Source organism: Rhizobium sp. Leaf453, from assembly GCF_001425605.1.
Taxonomy (GTDB): Bacteria; Pseudomonadota; Alphaproteobacteria; order Rhizobiales; family Rhizobiaceae; genus Pararhizobium.
This window is the reverse complement of record NZ_LMRG01000031.1, coordinates 192,041-209,137: the sequence shown is the minus strand read 5'-3', so window position 1 is coordinate 209,137 and position 17,097 is coordinate 192,041. Positions and strand designations below refer to the sequence as shown.

Here is a 17,097-nt window from a genome sequence, read left to right as displayed (position 1 = left end):
TCGTCCGAGGGGGGATCTGTCTCGAGAAGGTGAGGGGCATCGGTGCGGATGCCCCTGTCCTGATGCGGTTACATCTTGCCCCAGAGCTTCTTGTATTCGTCGCGGTAACCGTTATCGGGATCGAAGGTGTTCTTCGGGCCGCCATCGAACTCGACATTGTCCGAGGTCACGACATGGAGCGGCGAGAGATAGCCGGACCAGGCCTCCCCGGCGAAGGCGCGGTTGAGTTCATCGACCAGCTGCCAGCCCTGCAGGTTCAGCGGCTCGGCAACCGTCACTTTCTGGAACTGGCCGGCGCGGATGCGCTGATAGGCCGATTCCGAGCCGTCACCGGCCGCGACATTGATCGGAGCATCCGTGCCGCTCTTGCCGGCAGCGGCCAGCGAGGGACCCATGAAGTCGAAATAGAGGTCGTTGATGGCAAGCGAATGGGTCCACTGGTCGCCGTATTTCTGCAAGAGCGAGGTGGTCAGCTGCGGCATGCGCTGCGAGGTCTCGGCGATCGGTGTATCGACATATTCGAGAACGGTGCCGCCGAGTGCCTCGATCTCGGCCTTCATCTTGTCGGCCTTGGCGATGGCGATGGCGTAAGTCGAGTCGGTGAAGATGATCACGCCCGGCTTGCCGTTGGCATCGACATAGGCGTAGTCGGCCGCGGCCTTCGAAACTTCCATGGCATCGGTGCTGACATTGGCGAACAGGCCGGTCTTTTCATCCGGGCCGATGACTGGGCCGGCATGCCAGGCAACGAGAGGAATGCCGGCAGCCTTCGCCTGCTCCAGCGCCGGCCCTTGTTCGACAGCATCGAAGCCATTGATGATGATGCCGGACGGCTTCAGCGCCATGGCCTGACCGAAGGCTGCCGTGCGTCCGCCGATCGAGCCGGCGCCATCGAGTACCTTGACCTCCCAGCCGATGGCAGCCGCGGCTTCCTCTACACCGGTCGTCACGCCGAGAATGCCGCCGTTCTTCAGGTCGCCGGCCAGCACCACGATGGTCTTGCCTTCCTGCGCCTTGGGGCTGGTTTTCGGGCCGTCCCAGCCGGTGACCTTGGTGGCGTATTTTTCGACGACGGCCTTGGCGTCCGCCATGGCATCGGCGAGCGCGGGGCCGGCCAGCGTCAGCGCCAGCATGGCGACCGAAGCCTTTATCAATGTTCTGCGTTTCATGGTTCTTCCTCCCTTTGAAGATGTCTGATGTGTTGGTTGTGCAATCAGTTTTTCTGTGTGCCGGTGGGCGTTGGGCCGGGTGTTGCGGCCTTGCCGGCGGCACCGCGCTTGCGCTGGGCGTAACCGGCGATGCCGATGGCCACGAGCAGGGTGACGCCATTGAAGAGGGGCTCGACGAAGAACGATCCGCCGATCTGCTGGATGCCGGAAATGCCGACCGCGAGAATGATGACGCCGGTCATCGTGCCCCAGACATTGACGCGGCCGGGCTTGATGGTGGTCGATCCGAGAAAGGCGCCGACGAGAGCCGGCAGCAGGTATTCCAGCCCGACACTGGCCTGACCGATGCGGAGCTTCGATGCGAGCAGGACACCGGCGAGGGCAGCGAGCGTGCCGGATGAAACGAAGGCACCGATGACGAAACGGCGAACCGGGATGCCGTTCAGCGCGGCCGCCTTCGGGTTGGCGCCGATGGCATAGACGTAGCGGCCGATCGGCAGGTATTCGAGAATGATCCAGAGCGCGATGGCAAGGGCGATGACATAGAAGCCGGTGATCGGCAGGCCCAGCACCATGGTGCCGTTCAGCGCGTAGAAACCTTCCGGCAGTACGCCGACCACCTGTCGTCCGCCAGTATGCCAGAGCGCCAGCGCGTAAAGAATGGTGCCGGTGCCGAGCGTGGCGATGAAGCTGTCGATGCGTGCCACCTCGACCAGAAGGCCGTTGAGGAAACCGGTGAGAGCCCCGAGCGCCAGCACGATCGCGACGGCAATCGGCCACGGTACGCCGAACATGGTCTGCAGGCTGATGGCGAGGATATGCCAGAGCACGATGCCATAGCCGACCGTCAGGTCGATCCGTCCGGATGCCATCGGGATCATCGCGGCAAGCGAGAGAAGCGCGATGATCGCCTTGTCGGAGATGATCGAGCGCAGGTTGAGCAGCGTCGGGAACGTGCCGGGCAAGAGCAGCGAGAACATCACGATCAGCAGGACCGTCAGGATGACGAGACCATAGACGGGGATGTACCGGGCGAGCTTCTGGCCGCTGGTGAGCCCGGCCAGTTCGCTGCGCGTCGGCTCAAGGGCGGTGGATTCGATCGATTGCATGGTCTTGGTTCCCTTGGTCTTGCAGGCTTGTCGTTCGTCGAGATTCAGGCGGCTTCAGAAGCCGAGGCGGCGGAAATGACGGCGGATGTCGTGAGGGCCTCGCCCTCAAGCTCGGCAACGATGCGGCCGCGTGAAAACACCAGAGCGCGATGGCAGATATGGGCGATTTCCTCGAAGTCGGTGGAGACGACCACGACGGCGAGACCGGCTTCGAGCGCCCGGGCGATGAGCTTGTAGATTTCCGCCTTGGCGCCGACATCGACGCCGGCCGTCGGGTCTTCGGCCACCAGCAGCTTGCGGCCGGTCACCAGCCAGCGGCCAACGACCACCTTCTGCTGGTTGCCGCCGGACAGAGCCTCAATCGGGAGGCTCTGGTCGTTGGGGCGCAGACCGACGGTCTCGCCGATCTTGCGGGCCTGCTCGGCCTCGTTGGCGGGTGACAGGAACGAGAACAGGCCGCGGCCGGAGGCGCCGGGATTGATGAAGGTGTTTTCCCTCAGCGACAGCGACATGGCGACGGATTCCTCCGTCCGGTCGCGGGCGATCAGCCCGATCCCGGACTTCATCGCGGCAACCGGGTTCGACAGATCCGGCGTTTCGCCGTTGAGATGAATCGTGCCGCCGAAAGCCTCGCAGCCGAACAGTGCGCGGCCGATAAGTTCCTGGCCCGCACCGCGCAGGCCGACAAGGCCGAGCAGTTCGTTCTGGCGGATATCGAAGGAGACCGGGGCGGTGCCAGCGCAGGTCAGGTTTCTGGTCGCAAGCACCGTCTTTCCCGGATTGCAGGCGGCCTTGACGAAGAGCTGGTTGGCCGGGCGGCCGACGATCATCTCGATCAGGTCATCCGGTTTGGTCTCGCACACCGGTCGCTGGCCGACCAGCCGGCCGTCGCGCAGCACGGCTACCCGGTCGGCAATGCGGAAGATTTCGTCGAGACGATGCGAGACATAGATCATGCCAACGCCGCGTTCCTTCAGCGGGCGGATGGCATTGAACAGACGCTCGACCTCATCAGCCGGAAGGCTCGCTGTCGGCTCGTCGAGCACCAGCACGTCGGCCTCCACCGCCAGCGCGCGGGCGATGGCGACCAGCGATTTCTCGGTGCGGGTGAGGTCCTGGACGCGGGTGCTCGGGTCGAAGTCGCAGCCCACGAGTTCAAGAGCTTCGCGCGCCCTGTCTTCCGTCCGGCGCCAGTCGATCAGGCGCGAACGCAGCGAAAAGCCCTGCGCCAGCCCGACATTCTCGCCGACCGTCATCCATTCGATCAGGCCGAGATCCTGATGGATGAAGGCGACCGGCTGGCGGGTGTTGGGCTTGGGCGGGCGGTGGCTGTAGGGCTCGCCGCGAAAGAGAATCTGGCCGCCGTCCGGCTTGTAGATGCCGGCGAGCGTCTTGATCAGGGTCGACTTGCCAGCGCCGTTTTCGCCGAGAAGCGCGAGGATTTCGCCGGGAAGCAGATCGATGGAGACATTTTCGAGCGCGCGGGTACCGCCAAAAATCTTCGTGATGCCCTGGAACTCGATGAGTGTGCGATGGTCCATCTCTGCTCCTCCCAAAGCGTCGAATGAAGATATGTTATCGATAACATATTGAGTTAGTCAAGGACCGATATTGGTTTCCGTCCTTAATTCGTCAGGAAAGCGCGCCGTCGAGCAGGCGCATCATCTCGGCGGAATCGCGTCCGCCCAGACCGGCGGCGCAGAGCAGCCGGTGGATTTCGACGACCTGGCCGGTCATCGGCAAGGGGGTCCTGGTTTTCAGCGCGAAGGCCTGCAGCGAATCCAGGTCCTTCAGCATGTTGTCGATCCGGCCCGTCGGTGTGTAATCGCGGGCGGCGAACTTGGTCATGAATTCCTGCAGGATGCTCGAATCCGCGCGGCCACCGGCAAGGGCTGCCGGGATGGAGGCCGGATCGACGCCGCCGGCTTCCGCCAGTTTCGTCGCCTCGGCCACGGCCTGAAAGATCACAGCGCAGAACAACTGGTTGATCAGCTTGGTCGTCTGGCCGGCGCCGCTCGGCCCCATGCGGGTATAATTGCGGGCGAGGTGGTGCATCACCGTGTAGGCGCGCTCGATATCGGCTTCCTCACCGCCGGCCATGATCGTCAGCCGTCCGGCCAGCGCGCCCGGCACGCCACCCGACAACGGGCAATCGACCCATTTCATGCCGGTCTCTGTTGCCAGCCGCGCGGCCATGTCGGCCGTGTCGGCGGGGTCGATCGACGACATGTCGATCAGCATTTTCGTGGCATCGGCACCGGCGCTCACGCCCTCGGGACCGAACACCACGGCGCGCACGATACTGGCATGGTTGAGGCTGAGGATGACGAAGTCGCTGGCGCGCGTCGCTTCGGCAATCGAGATTGCGGCGAGGCCGCCCTTGTCGGTCAAAGCCTTGACCTTTGCCGGATCGAGATCGAAGACAGTGACGGTCTGGCCGGTCTCGATCAGCCGCGTGGCGATCGCCGATCCCATGATCCCGGCACCGATGACGGCGACCTTGCAAGGCGTGGTGTCGGTCATGCCTCGGCTCCGTTCAATGCGGTCAGGCCATCCAGGGCCGCCGCGGTGATTTCAGCGGGGGCGGGCGCGATATCGACCGTCACGACAAGGTCTTCGCCTTCCGGGCTTTCCAAAGTGGCCAACTGGCTGTCGAGCAGGGGGGCCTTGAAAAAATGCCCTGGCCGTTCGGTCATGCGCTGCATGAGGATGTCGCGCGAGCCCTTCAGGTAGACGAAAGCGAGGGGGCGGCCAGCCGCCTGGCGCAACCGGTCGCGATAGATGCGTTTCAACGCCGAGCAGGAAATGACGATGCCCTCCGGACCGGCTGCGGCAAGGCGCTGTCCGATGATTTCCAGCCACGGCCAGCGGTCGTCGTCATTCAGGGGAATGCCTTCCGACATCTTGGCGATGTTCGCCGGCGGGTGGAGGCTGTCGCCCTCGACATAGGGTAGGCCGAGATTCTTCGCCAGCAGTTCGCCGATCAGCGACTTGCCGCAGCCGCTGACGCCCATGACGATGATCGGCCCTTTAAAGGCAGGTGGTGATGCCGCCATCGACATAGAGCGTGTGTCCATTCACGAAAGAGGATGCCTTGCCGGCAAGGAAAACGGCGGAGCCGACGAGTTCTTCGACATTGCCCCAGCGGCCGGCCGGCGTGCGCTTTTCCAGCCAGCCGGAAAAGTCGGCGCTATCGACCAGAGCCTGATTGAGCGGGGTCTTGAAATAGCCCGGCGCGATCGCGTTGACCTGCAAGCCATGTCTTGCCCAGTCGGCGCACATGCCGCGCGTCAGATTCTTCACCGCGCCTTTTGTCGCCGTATAGGGCGCAATGCCGGGACGGGCGAGTTCGCTCTGGACGGAGGCAATGTTGATGATCTTGCCTTCGCCGCGCGCGATCATGTGTTTCGCCACAGCTTGGCCGACATAGAAGACGCTGGAAATATTGGTGGTAAGCAGAAGCTCCCATTTCTCGGCGGGAAAATCCTCGAGCGGGGTGCGGAACTGCATACCGGCATTGTTGATGAGAATATCGATCGCGCCGATTTCCGCTTCGATGCGCGCCACGCCATCCACGACGGAGTGCCGGTCCGTCACATCGAAGACAGCAGCATGGGCGTTATAGCCGGCTTTGCAGAGCGTTTCGACGGCGGCAGCGACCTTGTCGGCGGAGCGTCCATTGAGGACGATTTCGGCGCCGTGTGCGGCCAGCCCCTCGGCCAGCGCGTAGCCGATGCCCTGGCTCGAGCCGGTGACGAGCGCCCGACGCCCGTTCAGATCGAACAACGGAAATCCCATGCAAATGCCTCCCAGCTTTCCCGCCGGATCAATTCTTTTCGCTGTCTGTTTACAGCGCCCGGTCTCGCTTGACACATATGTTATCGATAACATATCAAGTCAAGCAAGAAAATTCGGGAGGAAAATATGTCGAAGCCGGAAGTGTTGATGATCGGGCCGTATCCAGCCTGGGATATGGAGGACCTTGAAGGCCGCTATGTTATCCATCGGCTGTGGGAAGCGGAAGACCGTGCGGGTTTCCTCGCCAGCCACGCCGATGGCATCCGCGCCATTGCCACGCGCGGAGAGCTGGGCGCATCGGCCGACCTGATGAAGGCGTTGCCGAATCTTGAAATCGTCAGCTGCTATGGCGTCGGCACGGATGCGATCGATCTCACATTTGCGCGCGACAACAAGATTCGTGTGACCAACACGCCGGATGTCCTGACTGAGGACGTGGCCGATCTCGGCATGGCGCTGATGCTGGCGGCGGCACGTCAGCTTCCGGCGGGCGATGCCTATGTGCGGGACGGGAGCTGGGCGCAAGGCAATATGGGGCTGACCACCCGCGTCTGCGGCAAGCGGGTCGGCGTTGTCGGCATGGGCCGGATCGGCGCTGCCTTTGCCCGGCGCGCTGCGGCGTTCGATTGCCCGATTTCCTATTTTGCCCGGACGCCGAAGCCAGATTTGAATTACACATTCGTCGATGATCTCGTCGAGCTTGCCCGGCAATCGGATTTTCTGGTGATCACGCTGGCTGGCGGTGAGGGCACGCGCGGTAGCGTCTCGGCTGAAGTAATCGAGGCGCTGGGGCCGGGCGGCATCCTGGTGAATATTTCGCGCGGCACCACGGTGGACGAAGCGGCCTTGCTGGATGCCCTGGAGCAGGGCAGGATCCGGGGCGCGGGCCTGGATGTTTTCCTGAACGAGCCACGCATCGATCCGCGTTTCGCGGCCTTGCAAAATGTCGCCCTTCAGCCGCACCATGGCAGCGGTACGGTGGAGACCCGGCAGGCCATGGGCAAGCTGGTGCGCGACAATCTGGCGGCGCATTTTGCCGGCCGGCCGCTGTTGACGCCGGTTGTCTGAACACGGGGAGGGAAGGTCATGAAATCCGTCGTTATCCATGCGGCCAAGGATCTGCGTATCGAGGAAACCGATCCGGGCAGCGCCGGGCCGGGGCAGGTGGAGATTGCCATCGAGGCCGGCGGCATCTGCGGCTCCGACCTGCATTATTACAATCACGGCGGTTTCGGCACGATCCGGCTGCGCGAGCCGATGATCCTCGGGCACGAGATCGCCGGCACGATCAAGGCGCTCGGCAGCGGTGTCTCGGGTCTCGCGGTCGGCGATCGGGTGGCGGTGTCACCAAGCCGTCCCTGCAACGCCTGCGACTATTGCCTGAAGGGGCAGCAGAACCATTGTCTGAACATGCGCTTCTACGGCAGCGCCATGCCGATGCCGCATATTCAGGGCGCCTTCCGCCAGCGGCTCGTTGCGGAAAGCTGGCAGTGCCACAAGGTGGCCGATGGTATCTCGATCAACGAGGCTGCCTTCGCCGAACCGTTCTCGGTGACGCTGCATGCCGTCAATCGCGCCGGTTCGCTGCTCGGAAAGCGCGTGCTGGTGACGGGATGCGGCCCCATCGGCGCGTTGTGCATTCTGGCGGCTCGCGCCCATGGCGCTCAGGAAATCGTTGCGACCGATGTGATGGATGCGGTCCTGCTCAAGGCGCTGGAGGTTGGCGCCGACCGGACCATCAACGTGGCGACGGATAGCGACAAGCTCGCAGCCTATTCGGCCAACAAGGGGCATTTCGACATGATGTTCGAGGCGTCCGGCAATGAGCGTGCCGTGCGCGCCGGCCTCGATGTCCTGAAGCCGCGCGGCATCCTGATGCAACTTGGGCTCGGCGGCGATGTCTCGCTGCCGCAGAACCTGATCGTTGCCAAGGAAATCGACATGCGCGGCAGTTTCCGGTTTCACGAGGAGTTTGCGTTGGCCGTCGATCTCATCAACCGCCGCCGGGTGGATGTTAAACCACTTCTGACCAGCATCTTCGATCTCGACGATGCCGTGGCGGCCTTTGAGGCGGCGGGCGATCGCAGCCGGTCGATGAAGGTGCAATTGTCGTTCTGATCAGGTGCTTTCGCGCTCGACGACGCGGAAGCCGGTGAGTGTGATCTGCTCCACCTCGTCCGATGATGTTCCCTGGATCGACCGGGTCAGCTTCAGCGCCGCCTGACGGCCGATGCCATAGCAATCGACGTTGATCGTGGTCATGCGGGGATGACAGCAGGCGGCGATCTCGTAATCGCCGAAGCCGGCAATGGCGATGTCCTCGGGAACGCGCATGCCCCGGCGGCGACATTCCATCAGGGCGCCGAAGGCGGAAAGGTCGGATACGCAGAGCGCGACCTGTGTGTCCGGCCAGCGATCGAGCATGCTGACCACGGCCTGACCGCCCTGTTCCATTGAGATTGGCGGCACACCGAAGGAGATGATGCGGTCAGACGGCAGGCTGAGCCGGTCCAGTGCCCGCACGAACCCGGCCCGCCGCTGGCTGCCGCGCGTATCCCGGCCCGTCGTGCCGCCGATATAGCCGAATCGCTGATAGCCCTTGGCGGCCAGTGTCTCGACCAGCAGTTCCATCGCCGCGCCGTTGGAAAAGCCGACGACCTTGTCGATCGGGTCCTGTGGCGTGTCCCAGGTTTCGATGACCGGGATGCCGGCCTGTTGCAGCATTCGCCGGGCGCGATCCGTATGGGCGCCACCGGTGAGGATGATGCCCTCCGGGCGCCGGCGCAGCATGGATTCGATCAGCTCTTCCTCCCGCTCGACCGAGTAATCGGTGTAGCCCAGAAGCAGCTGCAGGCCGGTGCCTTCCAGCGCATCGGTAATGCCGCGCGCGGTGTCGGAAAAGTTGGAATTGTTGATCGACGGAATGATCGCCGCGACGAAGCCGGTGCGCCGTGATGACAGGCTGCCGGCCGACTGGTCGAGCACATAGCCGAGTTCATTGATGGCCTGCGCGATCCGTTCGCGGGTCGCCTTGGAGACGTGACTTCCCTCCTTCAGCGCCCGTGATACGGTCATGGCCGAAACGCCGGCGCGGCGGGCGACATCGTTCATCGTCGGCGCCTCGGCTGACTTGCCATCCGGCGTTTTCGTCATTGTTTGTTTCCGTCCCCAGGATCGTCGCAAAAACCTGTTTATTGCCGGATATGTTATCGCTATCATCGGTAAGAAACAACTGCCCGTCGGTCATGATACGGCACAGGAATCATCAGGGAGAGAGACTATGTTCGGAGAAGTCGAGGGAACGGGATTCGAGGCTCTGGATCCGCGTTTCGGGGCCTGCTTCGTTGGCCATGCGCGGGTCGAGCGGCTGTGGACGGGTGGGCGCTGGCTGGAAGGTCCGGCCTGGTTTGGGGCGGGCCGCTATCTCGTCTGCTCGGATATTCCCAACAACCGGATGCTGCGCTTTGACGAGACCAGCGGTGCGGTCTCCGTCTTCCGTCAACCCTCCAACAATTCCAATGGCAATACCGTCGATAACCACGGGCGCATGGTGACCTGCGAACACCTGACACGGCGGGTGACGCGGACGGAGTTCGACGGCACGGTGACGGTGATTGCCGATCGCTTCGAAGGAAAGCGCTTCAATTCGCCCAACGATGTCGTGGTGAAATCCGACGATTCCATCTGGTTCACCGACCCGTCCTACGGGATCATGCATGATTATGAAGGCGAGTATGGCGACGAGGAGATCGGCGCCTGCAACGTCTATCGCGTCGATCCGAAGTCCGGAGCCATTACCAAGGTTGCCGACGATTTTGAGAAGCCGAACGGCCTGGCCTTCTCGCCGGACGAGCGGCATCTCTACATCGCTGATACCGGTGCCAGCCATCTCGAAAACGGCCCGCGCCACATCCGGCGTCTTTCCGTTTCAGATACGGGGACTCTGTCCGGTGGTGAGGTGTTCGCCACCTGCACCAGTGGCATGTTCGACGGTTTCCGCATTGACCGCACCGGCCGGATCTGGGCAAGCGCTGCCGATGGCGTCCATTGCTATGATCCGGATGGAACGCTGATCGGCAAGATACTCATCCCGGAGATTGTTTCGAACGTCACCTTCGGCGGCGCGCGGCGGAACCGGCTGTTCATCACCGGCACGACCTCGCTTTACGCTGCCTATGTCACGGCAAACGGGTCGAAGCTCGGGTGAGCGGAGCCGTCAGGCGCGCTTTTCCCAGATTTTCGCCAGTTCGACGATCGTCTTGACCGCCTTTTCCATGTCCTGACGGCTCACCCATTCGAGCGGCGAGTGGAAGGCGTGGCCGCCGGCGAAGATGTTGGGGCAGGGCAGGCCCATGAAGGAGAGGCGCGAGCCGTCCGTGCCGCCACGAATACTGCCGCGCACCGGCTCCATGCCGGCGCGGCGGACGGCTTCCAGCGCGTTTTCCATGATTTCCGGATGCCGGTCGAGAACCACCTTCATGTTCCGGTATTGTTGCTTGACCTCGACATTGCAGGTGGAGCCCGGATAATCCGGCATGACATCGGCGACGATCTCGTGGATTAGGGCTTCTTTCTCAGCAAGACCGGCGTCGTTGAAGTCGCGGACGATCAGGCCGATCGTTGCTTTTTCCATCGAGCCGGTTACGCCGGTCGGATGGATGAAGCCGTCCTTGCCGTCGGTGCGTTCCGGCGAGAGGTGTTTCGGCAGGCGGTCGATGATCGCGCCGGCGATCTTGATGGCATTTTCCATCCTGCCCTTGGCAAAGCCTGGATGAATGGCGACGCCCTGGATGGTGATCTCGACGCCGTCGGCTGAAAAGGTCTCATCCTCGATATGGCCGGCAGTCTCACCGTCCATCGTATAGGCAAAGCGCGCGCCAAGCTTTTTCAGGTCCACCTTGTCGACGCCGCGGCCGATCTCCTCGTCCACCGTCAAGAGCAGCTTGATCGTGCCGTGCTTGATGTCGGGATTGTCGATGAGGAATTGCGCGGCGGTGATGATTTCGGCAAGCCCGGCCTTATCGTCGGCGCCGAGCAGCGTCGTGCCATCCGTGGTGATGATGTCGTTGCCGATCTGGTCGCGCAGTGCCGGATGTTCGCTGACGCGGATCACCTGCTGCGGATCGCCCGTAAGCTGGATGTCGCCGCCGGCATAGTTGCGGATGATGTTCGGCTTCACATTGGTGCCGGTGAAATCCGGTGCCGTATCCATATGCGAGCAGAAGCAGATGACCGGCACATCCTTGTCGGTATTGGCGGGAACCGTCGCGTAGACATAACCATGCTCGTCCATATGGGCGTCCGTCAGTCCCATGGCCAGCAATTCCGCGACCAGCAGACGGCCGAGGTTCTTCTGCTTTTCGGTGGAGGGTTGCGCCGAAGATGTCGGATCGGATTGCGTGTCGATGACGACGTAGCGAAGGAAGCGATCGAGAACGGTATCGGTCATGGCAGGCTCCATTGCATGCGGCAGGTGCCCCTCTGTAGCCCCCGTGCGCGGCACCGTGAAGATGCAGCCGCGAAAAAGCCCGTCGAAAGTCCGATATTGCAGTGCGAAAAAGCCTGCGACATTCGGCGAGACACGTGGCATAAGGGCGCCGAAACGTTTCTGGACACCCTACGCACATGATCCGCATTGAAAACATCAGCAAGCAGCTGAGCCACCGCATCCTGTTCATCGAGGCTTCCGCCGCGCTCAACAAGGGCGAGAAGATCGGCCTCGTCGGCCCGAACGGCGCCGGAAAGACGACGATCTTCCGGATGGTCACCGGTGAGGAACAGCCCGACGAAGGTCAGGTCGCGGTCGAAAAGGGCGTGACCGTCGGCTATTTCAACCAGGATGTCGGCGAAATGGCGGGGCGCAGCGCCGTTGCCGAGGTGATGGACGGTGCCGGCCCGGTCAGCGTGGTTGCTGCCGAACTGCACGAACTCGAAACCGCCATGGTCGATCCCGACCGGCTGGACGAGATGGATGCGATCATCGAGCGTTACGGCGAAGTGCAGGCGCGCTACGAGGAACTGGACGGCTATGCTTTGGAAGGCCGCGCGCGCGAGGTTCTGGCGGGCCTGAGCTTCAGCGAAGAAATGATGGACGGCGATGTCGGCGCGCTATCGGGCGGCTGGAAGATGCGCGTGGCGCTTGCCCGCATCCTGCTCATGCGCCCGGACGTGATGCTACTCGACGAACCGAGCAACCATCTGGATCTGGAAAGCCTGATCTGGCTTGAGGATTTTCTCAAGAACTACGACGGCGCGCTGCTGATGACCTCGCACGACCGCGAGTTCATGAACCGCCTCGTCAACAAGATCATTGAAATCGACGCCGGCGGTCTCAACAGCTATTCCGGCGACTATGCCTTCTATGAACAGCAGCGGGCGCTGAACGAGAAGCACCAGCTTGCCCAGTTCGAGCGCCAGCAAGCGATGCTGGCCAAGGAAATCAAGTTCATCGAACGTTTCAAGGCCCGTGCGTCCCATGCTGCGCAGGTGCAGAGCCGGGTGAAGAAGCTCGACAAGATCGAGCGGGTCGAACCGCCCAAGCGCCGCCAGGTCGTCGCCTTCGACTTCCTGCCGGCACCGCGCTCCGGTGAAGACGTGATCAACCTGAAGAATGTCTACAAGAGCTATGGCAGCCGGACGATCTACGAAGGCCTCGACTTCATGGTGCGGCGCAAGGAGCGCTGGTGTATCATGGGCATCAACGGCGCCGGCAAATCGACGCTCCTGAAACTTGTGACCGGCTCGACCGATCCGGATCAGGGCAGCGTTGCGCTGGGCGCCAGCGTCAAGATGGGCTATTTCGCCCAGCACGCCATGGATGTCCTCGATGGTGACCTGACCATTCTCGAATGGCTGGAAGAGTCCTTCCCGCGCGCCGGACAGGCGCCATTGCGTGCACTCGCCGGTTGTTTCGGCTTCTCCGGTGATGACGTGGAGAAGAAGTGCCGCGTGCTTTCCGGTGGCGAGAAGGCACGGCTGGTCATGGCGAAGATGCTGTTCGATCCGCCGAACCTGCTGGTTCTCGACGAGCCGACCAACCACCTGGACCTCGACACCAAGGAAATGCTGATCAAGGCCCTGTCGGAATATGAAGGCACGATGCTGTTCGTATCCCACGACCGGCATTTCCTCGGCGCCCTGTCAAACCGGGTGCTGGAATTGACCCCGGACGGCATCCACGAATATGGCGGCGGCTACACGGAATATGTAGCCCGCACCGGCCACGAGGCGCCCGGCCTGCGGGGGTAAGCCTCTCCGCGAAAGGCATTCTCATCCGGGGGGGAAATCCCCCGGCATTCATCGATACGGCATTCGTTTTCTCGAATGTTCATTCGACAATATGAACTTAGCTCGAAATTCGTGCATCAGCCTTTCGCAGTTGGAAGGCGGATCAATTGCTTGGTGTCCAGGCGATTGAACTCCAACTCCCCGAAACCTCCCGCATCCGTCTTGTAAAGGATCACATCCAATAGTGCTCCATCCTCATCGTGGGATAGTTCGGAGGTGACCAGTTTCATGGGAGCATTTTCGATCAGCGCATTCTTGATCGTATACGCGTTATCGATCCGAAATTGTCTAATTTGAATCTCGCTCAGATAATCTTCCGACCAGTTACCAAGTTTACGCAGCCAGCGTTTTTCATCATCAGATAGATATCGAACTGTTTCCGTCCACATGTAATTTCCATCTCTGTCCGCGATCGAACACGCGCCTAGAAGAAGGTCGGTGCAGCATATCCCAGGCGGCATTTTCGGTAATGATTGTCTTTTCGGCCGCGCAATGCTATGCGCTTTTCCATCTGATCAAGAAAGGAGGGCTGCGCTATGACGACATATTTCCGGCACCATCGCCAGCGTGGCCCCGTCAATGCCCTGCAAATGCGTTTGCAGGGCTGACCTGAAACTGTTTCTTTAAAGACGCTTTCCGGTCTGCCCTTCGTGGCACCGCAGCGCCAGGCCTGATGGTTTGGGTGGCTGCTTTTATTTTCGCCGCAGTATACGCATCGCATCGATGATGGCTGAGTTCCCTCGATGGACGCGTGCGCGGCAAGATCAGAGACCGATCATGACCCTTATCAATATCCGCAATCTTGGCATCACGCTGAGCGCACCTCTGTTCTCCAAGCTCAATCTCGTCATCAATACCGGCGATCGCATCGGCCTTGTCGCGGCCAATGGCAGGGGCAAATCCACCCTATTTCGTTGCCTTGCGGGCACGCTCGAGCCCGGCGAGGGCGACATCACCAAGGCACGCGGCCTGACCATCGGGTATGTCGAGCAGGATGTGGCGCCCCGATTGCTGGACATGACGTTTCGCGATGCCGTTCTGGACGCACTGCCGGCCGACCAGCGGGAAAACGAAAGCTGGCGCGCCGATGTCGTGCTGGAATCGCTCGAAGTCCCTGATGTGCTCCGGGAACGGCTGATGAAACAGCTGAGCGGCGGCTGGCAGCGGATCGCTTTGCTGGCTCGCGTCTGGGTGACGGAGCCCGACGTGCTGATGCTCGACGAGCCGACCAATCATCTCGATCTCGGCAAGATTGCCATGCTGGAAGGCTGGCTGAATGCTCTGCCGCGCGATGTTCCCGTCATCCTCTCCAGCCATGACCGTGCCTTTCTCGATACCGTGACCAACCGGACATTGTTCCTGCGGCCCGAGCAATCGCAGGTCTTTTCGATGCCTTATAGCCGGGCGCGGCTGGCGCTGGACGAGGTGGATGCGTCCGACGAGCGCCGCTATCAGCGCGACATGAAGGTTGCTGACGAGTTGCGGCGGCAGGCGGCCAAGCTCAACAATATCGGCATCAATTCCGGCAGCGACCTGCTGGTCGTGAAGACCAAACAGCTGAAGCAAAGGGCGGACAAGCTGGAGGACGCGGCCAAGCCCGCGCATCTCGAGCGCTCCGCTGGCGCCATCCGGCTCGCCAATCGCGGCACGCATGCAAAGGTGCTGGTAACGCTGGACGATGCGAGTGTCGAGACGCCGGATGGCGCGCTTCTGTTCAGGACCGGCAAGCAGTTCATCTGCCAGGGTGACCGGATCGTTCTGCTCGGTGACAATGGTGCCGGCAAGACCCGGCTTGTCGCCATGCTGCGCAAGGCGATCGGGCAACCAGAGACGCAGCAGGATGGCATCAAGGCGACGCCGTCGCTGGTGCTGGGCTATGGCGATCAGGCGCTTGCCGATCTCAGGGAGACGGATACGCCGATGAACACGATCATCCGAGGCTTCGATGTCGGTGATCAGCGGGCGCGTTCGCTGCTGGCGGGTGCCGGCATATCGATCGAGATGCAAAGCCGGCCGATCGGTCAATTATCCGGCGGACAGAAGGCGCGGCTGGGCATGCTGGTTCTGCGGCTGACCAATCCCAACTTCTACCTGCTCGACGAGCCGACCAACCATCTGGATATCGACGGGCAGGAGGCGCTGGAGGCAGAGCTGATGGCGCATCAGGCGAGTTGCCTTCTGGTGTCGCATGACCGCAGTTTCATTCGCTCTGTCGGCAATCGCTTCTGGCTGATCGAAAAACAGAAGCTCATCGAGGTCGAAACGCCGGAAAGCTTTTTCGCGGCGATGGCAAATCACGGCTGAAATTGCGTCGCCGTATCGATCGGCTGGACGAGTGCCCGCAGCCGAAACTTGCAAAACCCTGCCGTAAAAGGCGGGGTTTTGTCGTTTCGGAGCGGTTCATGAAATACCAATTCCGCAGGTGGTCTTTGATCCCGAAATTGCCCGTTCATGAAAATGAATTTCATAAATCGAAGATTTTCGCGGATTTCAGTTGACGACGGTGAAAATCTGTCTCAGTCTGAGAAAATAAATTACGACAATAAACGGGGAATACCAGTAGAATGAAAGTGGGCATTATCGGGCTCGGATTCCGTCTTGGCTATCTGGGTCATGTCTTCAAGGTCATGGATGAAAGCTTCGAGATCGCCGGTTACGTCGATCCCCATCCGGCCGGTTTGCCTGGTCTTTTGGAAAAGGGCATTTCTCCCGGTACGGCCTACGAGACCCCTGAAGACCTGATTGCCAACGAGAAGCTCGATCTGCTGATGATCGGCTCGCCCAATCACATGCATCTCGATCATATCCGCACCGGTCTGGAGTCGGGGCTGAAGGTATTCAGCGAGAAGCCGATCGTCGCGACGGTCGAGGAGAGCATCGAGCTGGCTAGGCTGATGGCAAAATTCGGCCATGAGCGGCTGATGGTCGGTCTCGTTCTGCGTTACGCGCCGATGTACCGCGACCTGCGTGCCGCGCAGGCGTCCGGAAAGCTCGGCCAGATCGTTTCGATCGAGGCGTCCGAGCATATCGAGCCCTATCACGGGGCATTTTTCATGCGCGACTGGCGCCGCTACGAGCGTTATTCCGGCAGTTTCATGCTGGAAAAATGCTGCCACGACCTCGATCTCTACAACGGCATCGTCGGCGCACGGCCGGAGCGGGTGGCAAGCTTCGGCGGCCGCAAGAGCTTCACGCCCGCCAACGATCCGGCCCGCGAGGGCATCAACGATCTCGAACTCTTCCACCGCAAGCCGAGCGGCTGGATGGGCTCCGACAAGGTTTTCGACAGCGACGGCGACATCATCGACTATCAGGTTGCCATCGTCGAATATGCCAATGGCGTCGGCATGAACTTCCACACCAATCTCAACGTGCCCGACCAGTTCCGCCGCTTCTGCATCATCGGCTCGCGCGGCATGGCCGAGGGCGATTTCATTCGCGGTTACTTCGACGTCCATGAGCAACTGACCGGCAAGAAGGTCATCGAGAACAAGTATCAGGCGACCGCGCTCTCGCAGCATTACGGTGCCGACGAGCAGATGGCGACGGATATCATCGGCCATGTACGCGACGGCCGGGCACTGCCGGTTTCGACACTCGATGCGCTGGAGGCCGGAATCCTCGCTCTGTCGATGGACGAAGCCCGCCGCAAGCGCAGCGTCGTCGATCTGCGGCCCGTCTGGGACCGCTTCGACGAAGCCCTTCATTCCCGCGCGGCTTGAGAAGGGGCTGGA

Annotated in this window: 15 protein-coding genes; 6 read left to right on the top strand and 9 right to left on the bottom strand. The window is 61.7% G+C overall.

Going from position 1 to position 17,097, the window contains the following annotated elements:
• Positions 1 to 68: 68 nt before the first annotated feature.
• The 6 genes from ASG68_RS30015 to ASG68_RS29990 all read right to left on the bottom strand — a co-directional run bounded on the left by ASG68_RS30015 (position 69) and on the right by ASG68_RS29990 (position 6,076).
• A complete protein-coding gene (locus tag ASG68_RS30015; RefSeq protein ID WP_062584885.1) occupies positions 69 to 1,169 on the bottom strand; it encodes a substrate-binding domain-containing protein in 1,101 nt (366 codons plus the stop codon).
• A 44-nt stretch (positions 1,170 to 1,213) separates the two neighbouring features.
• Positions 1,214 to 2,278 (bottom strand): ABC transporter permease, encoded by a 1,065-nt coding sequence (locus ASG68_RS30010; protein WP_062584884.1) that lies wholly within the window; start codon positions 2,276 to 2,278, stop codon positions 1,214 to 1,216.
• Positions 2,279 to 2,322: 44 nt separating this feature from the next.
• Entirely contained in the window at positions 2,323 to 3,819 is a 1,497-nt protein-coding gene (locus ASG68_RS30005; RefSeq protein WP_062584882.1) for a sugar ABC transporter ATP-binding protein, read from the bottom strand.
• 91 nt (positions 3,820 to 3,910) lie between these two features.
• Positions 3,911 to 4,801 (bottom strand): NAD(P)-dependent oxidoreductase, encoded by an 891-nt coding sequence (locus ASG68_RS30000; RefSeq protein ID WP_062584879.1) that lies wholly within the window; start codon positions 4,799 to 4,801, stop codon positions 3,911 to 3,913.
• Positions 4,798 to 5,340, bottom strand: coding sequence for a gluconokinase (locus tag ASG68_RS29995; protein ID WP_244484358.1), 543 nt, complete (start codon positions 5,338 to 5,340; stop codon positions 4,798 to 4,800). The genes ASG68_RS30000 and ASG68_RS29995 overlap by 4 nt, the downstream gene beginning before the upstream one ends.
• Positions 5,309 to 6,076 carry an SDR family oxidoreductase gene (locus ASG68_RS29990; RefSeq protein ID WP_062584874.1) on the bottom strand — a complete coding sequence of 256 codons (768 nt, stop codon included), beginning with the start codon at positions 6,074 to 6,076 and terminating at the stop codon, positions 5,309 to 5,311. The genes ASG68_RS29995 and ASG68_RS29990 overlap by 32 nt, the downstream gene beginning before the upstream one ends.
• Positions 6,077 to 6,202: 126 nt before the next feature.
• On the opposite strand from ASG68_RS29990, the gene ASG68_RS29985 reads away from it, so the two are divergent.
• Entirely contained in the window at positions 6,203 to 7,144 is a 942-nt protein-coding gene (locus ASG68_RS29985; protein ID WP_062584873.1) for a 2-hydroxyacid dehydrogenase, read from the top strand.
• Positions 7,145 to 7,162: 18 nt separating this feature from the next.
• On the top strand, positions 7,163 to 8,194 hold the full coding sequence (locus ASG68_RS29980; protein ID WP_062584871.1) for an L-idonate 5-dehydrogenase: 1,032 nt from the start codon (positions 7,163 to 7,165) through the stop codon (positions 8,192 to 8,194).
• Here the strand turns inward: ASG68_RS29980 and ASG68_RS29975 are convergent, their stop codons facing one another.
• Positions 8,195 to 9,229 carry a LacI family DNA-binding transcriptional regulator gene (locus ASG68_RS29975; protein ID WP_062584869.1) on the bottom strand — a complete coding sequence of 345 codons (1,035 nt, stop codon included), beginning with the start codon at positions 9,227 to 9,229 and terminating at the stop codon, positions 8,195 to 8,197.
• A gap of 127 nt (positions 9,230 to 9,356) precedes the next feature.
• Between ASG68_RS29975 and ASG68_RS29970 the strand changes: the two genes are divergently transcribed.
• The gene (locus tag ASG68_RS29970) at positions 9,357 to 10,283 is read left to right on the top strand and encodes an SMP-30/gluconolactonase/LRE family protein (RefSeq protein ID WP_062584864.1); all 927 of its coding nucleotides are present in this window, start codon (positions 9,357 to 9,359) and stop codon (positions 10,281 to 10,283) included.
• 9 nt (positions 10,284 to 10,292) lie between these two features.
• Here the strand turns inward: ASG68_RS29970 and pepT are convergent, their stop codons facing one another.
• Positions 10,293 to 11,525, bottom strand: coding sequence for a peptidase T (gene pepT, locus ASG68_RS29965; RefSeq protein ID WP_062584954.1), 1,233 nt, complete (start codon positions 11,523 to 11,525; stop codon positions 10,293 to 10,295).
• Between the two features lie 176 nt (positions 11,526 to 11,701).
• Between pepT and ASG68_RS29960 the strand changes: the two genes are divergently transcribed.
• Positions 11,702 to 13,324, top strand: coding sequence for an ABC-F family ATP-binding cassette domain-containing protein (locus ASG68_RS29960; RefSeq protein ID WP_062584862.1), 1,623 nt, complete (start codon positions 11,702 to 11,704; stop codon positions 13,322 to 13,324).
• A gap of 116 nt (positions 13,325 to 13,440) precedes the next feature.
• Here ASG68_RS29960 and ASG68_RS29955 read toward each other — a convergent pair whose 3' ends face one another.
• Positions 13,441 to 13,752: a hypothetical protein gene (locus ASG68_RS29955; RefSeq protein ID WP_062584860.1), complete on the bottom strand. Its 312-nt coding sequence runs from the start codon at positions 13,750 to 13,752 to the stop codon at positions 13,441 to 13,443.
• 388 nt (positions 13,753 to 14,140) lie between these two features.
• Between ASG68_RS29955 and ASG68_RS29950 the strand changes: the two genes are divergently transcribed.
• Together ASG68_RS29950 and ASG68_RS29945 are read left to right on the top strand one after the other, a co-directional pair.
• Complete coding sequence (locus tag ASG68_RS29950; protein WP_062584858.1) at positions 14,141 to 15,667, top strand: ABC-F family ATP-binding cassette domain-containing protein; 1,527 nt, start codon at positions 14,141 to 14,143, stop codon at positions 15,665 to 15,667.
• Positions 15,668 to 15,927: 260 nt separating this feature from the next.
• A complete protein-coding gene (locus tag ASG68_RS29945; RefSeq protein ID WP_062584857.1) occupies positions 15,928 to 17,085 on the top strand; it encodes a Gfo/Idh/MocA family protein in 1,158 nt (385 codons plus the stop codon).
• The last annotated feature ends 12 nt before the right edge of the window (positions 17,086 to 17,097 follow it).

Bases quoted from the DNA above. Each gene is read 5' to 3' on its own strand.
- ASG68_RS30005 (WP_062584882.1), bottom strand. From the start codon at position 3,819: ATGGACCATCGCACACTCATCGAGTTCCAGGGCATCACGAAGATTTTT.
- ASG68_RS30010 (WP_062584884.1), bottom strand. From the start codon at position 2,278: ATGCAATCGATCGAATCCACCGCCCTTGAGCCGACGCGCAGCGAACTG.
- ASG68_RS30015 (WP_062584885.1), bottom strand. From the start codon at position 1,169: ATGAAACGCAGAACATTGATAAAGGCTTCGGTCGCCATGCTGGCGCTG.
- pepT (WP_062584954.1), bottom strand. From the start codon at position 11,525: ATGACCGATACCGTTCTCGATCGCTTCCTTCGCTACGTCGTCATCGAC.
- ASG68_RS29980 (WP_062584871.1), top strand. From the start codon at position 7,163: ATGAAATCCGTCGTTATCCATGCGGCCAAGGATCTGCGTATCGAGGAA.
- ASG68_RS29995 (WP_244484358.1), bottom strand. From the start codon at position 5,340: ATGTCGATGGCGGCATCACCACCTGCCTTTAAAGGGCCGATCATCGTC.
- ASG68_RS29955 (WP_062584860.1), bottom strand. From the start codon at position 13,752: ATGTGGACGGAAACAGTTCGATATCTATCTGATGATGAAAAACGCTGG.
- ASG68_RS29990 (WP_062584874.1), bottom strand. From the start codon at position 6,076: ATGGGATTTCCGTTGTTCGATCTGAACGGGCGTCGGGCGCTCGTCACC.
- ASG68_RS29970 (WP_062584864.1), top strand. From the start codon at position 9,357: ATGTTCGGAGAAGTCGAGGGAACGGGATTCGAGGCTCTGGATCCGCGT.
- ASG68_RS29950 (WP_062584858.1), top strand. From the start codon at position 14,141: ATGACCCTTATCAATATCCGCAATCTTGGCATCACGCTGAGCGCACCT.
- ASG68_RS29975 (WP_062584869.1), bottom strand. From the start codon at position 9,229: ATGACGAAAACGCCGGATGGCAAGTCAGCCGAGGCGCCGACGATGAAC.
- ASG68_RS30000 (WP_062584879.1), bottom strand. From the start codon at position 4,801: ATGACCGACACCACGCCTTGCAAGGTCGCCGTCATCGGTGCCGGGATC.
- ASG68_RS29945 (WP_062584857.1), top strand. From the start codon at position 15,928: ATGAAAGTGGGCATTATCGGGCTCGGATTCCGTCTTGGCTATCTGGGT.
- ASG68_RS29985 (WP_062584873.1), top strand. From the start codon at position 6,203: ATGTCGAAGCCGGAAGTGTTGATGATCGGGCCGTATCCAGCCTGGGAT.
- ASG68_RS29960 (WP_062584862.1), top strand. From the start codon at position 11,702: ATGATCCGCATTGAAAACATCAGCAAGCAGCTGAGCCACCGCATCCTG.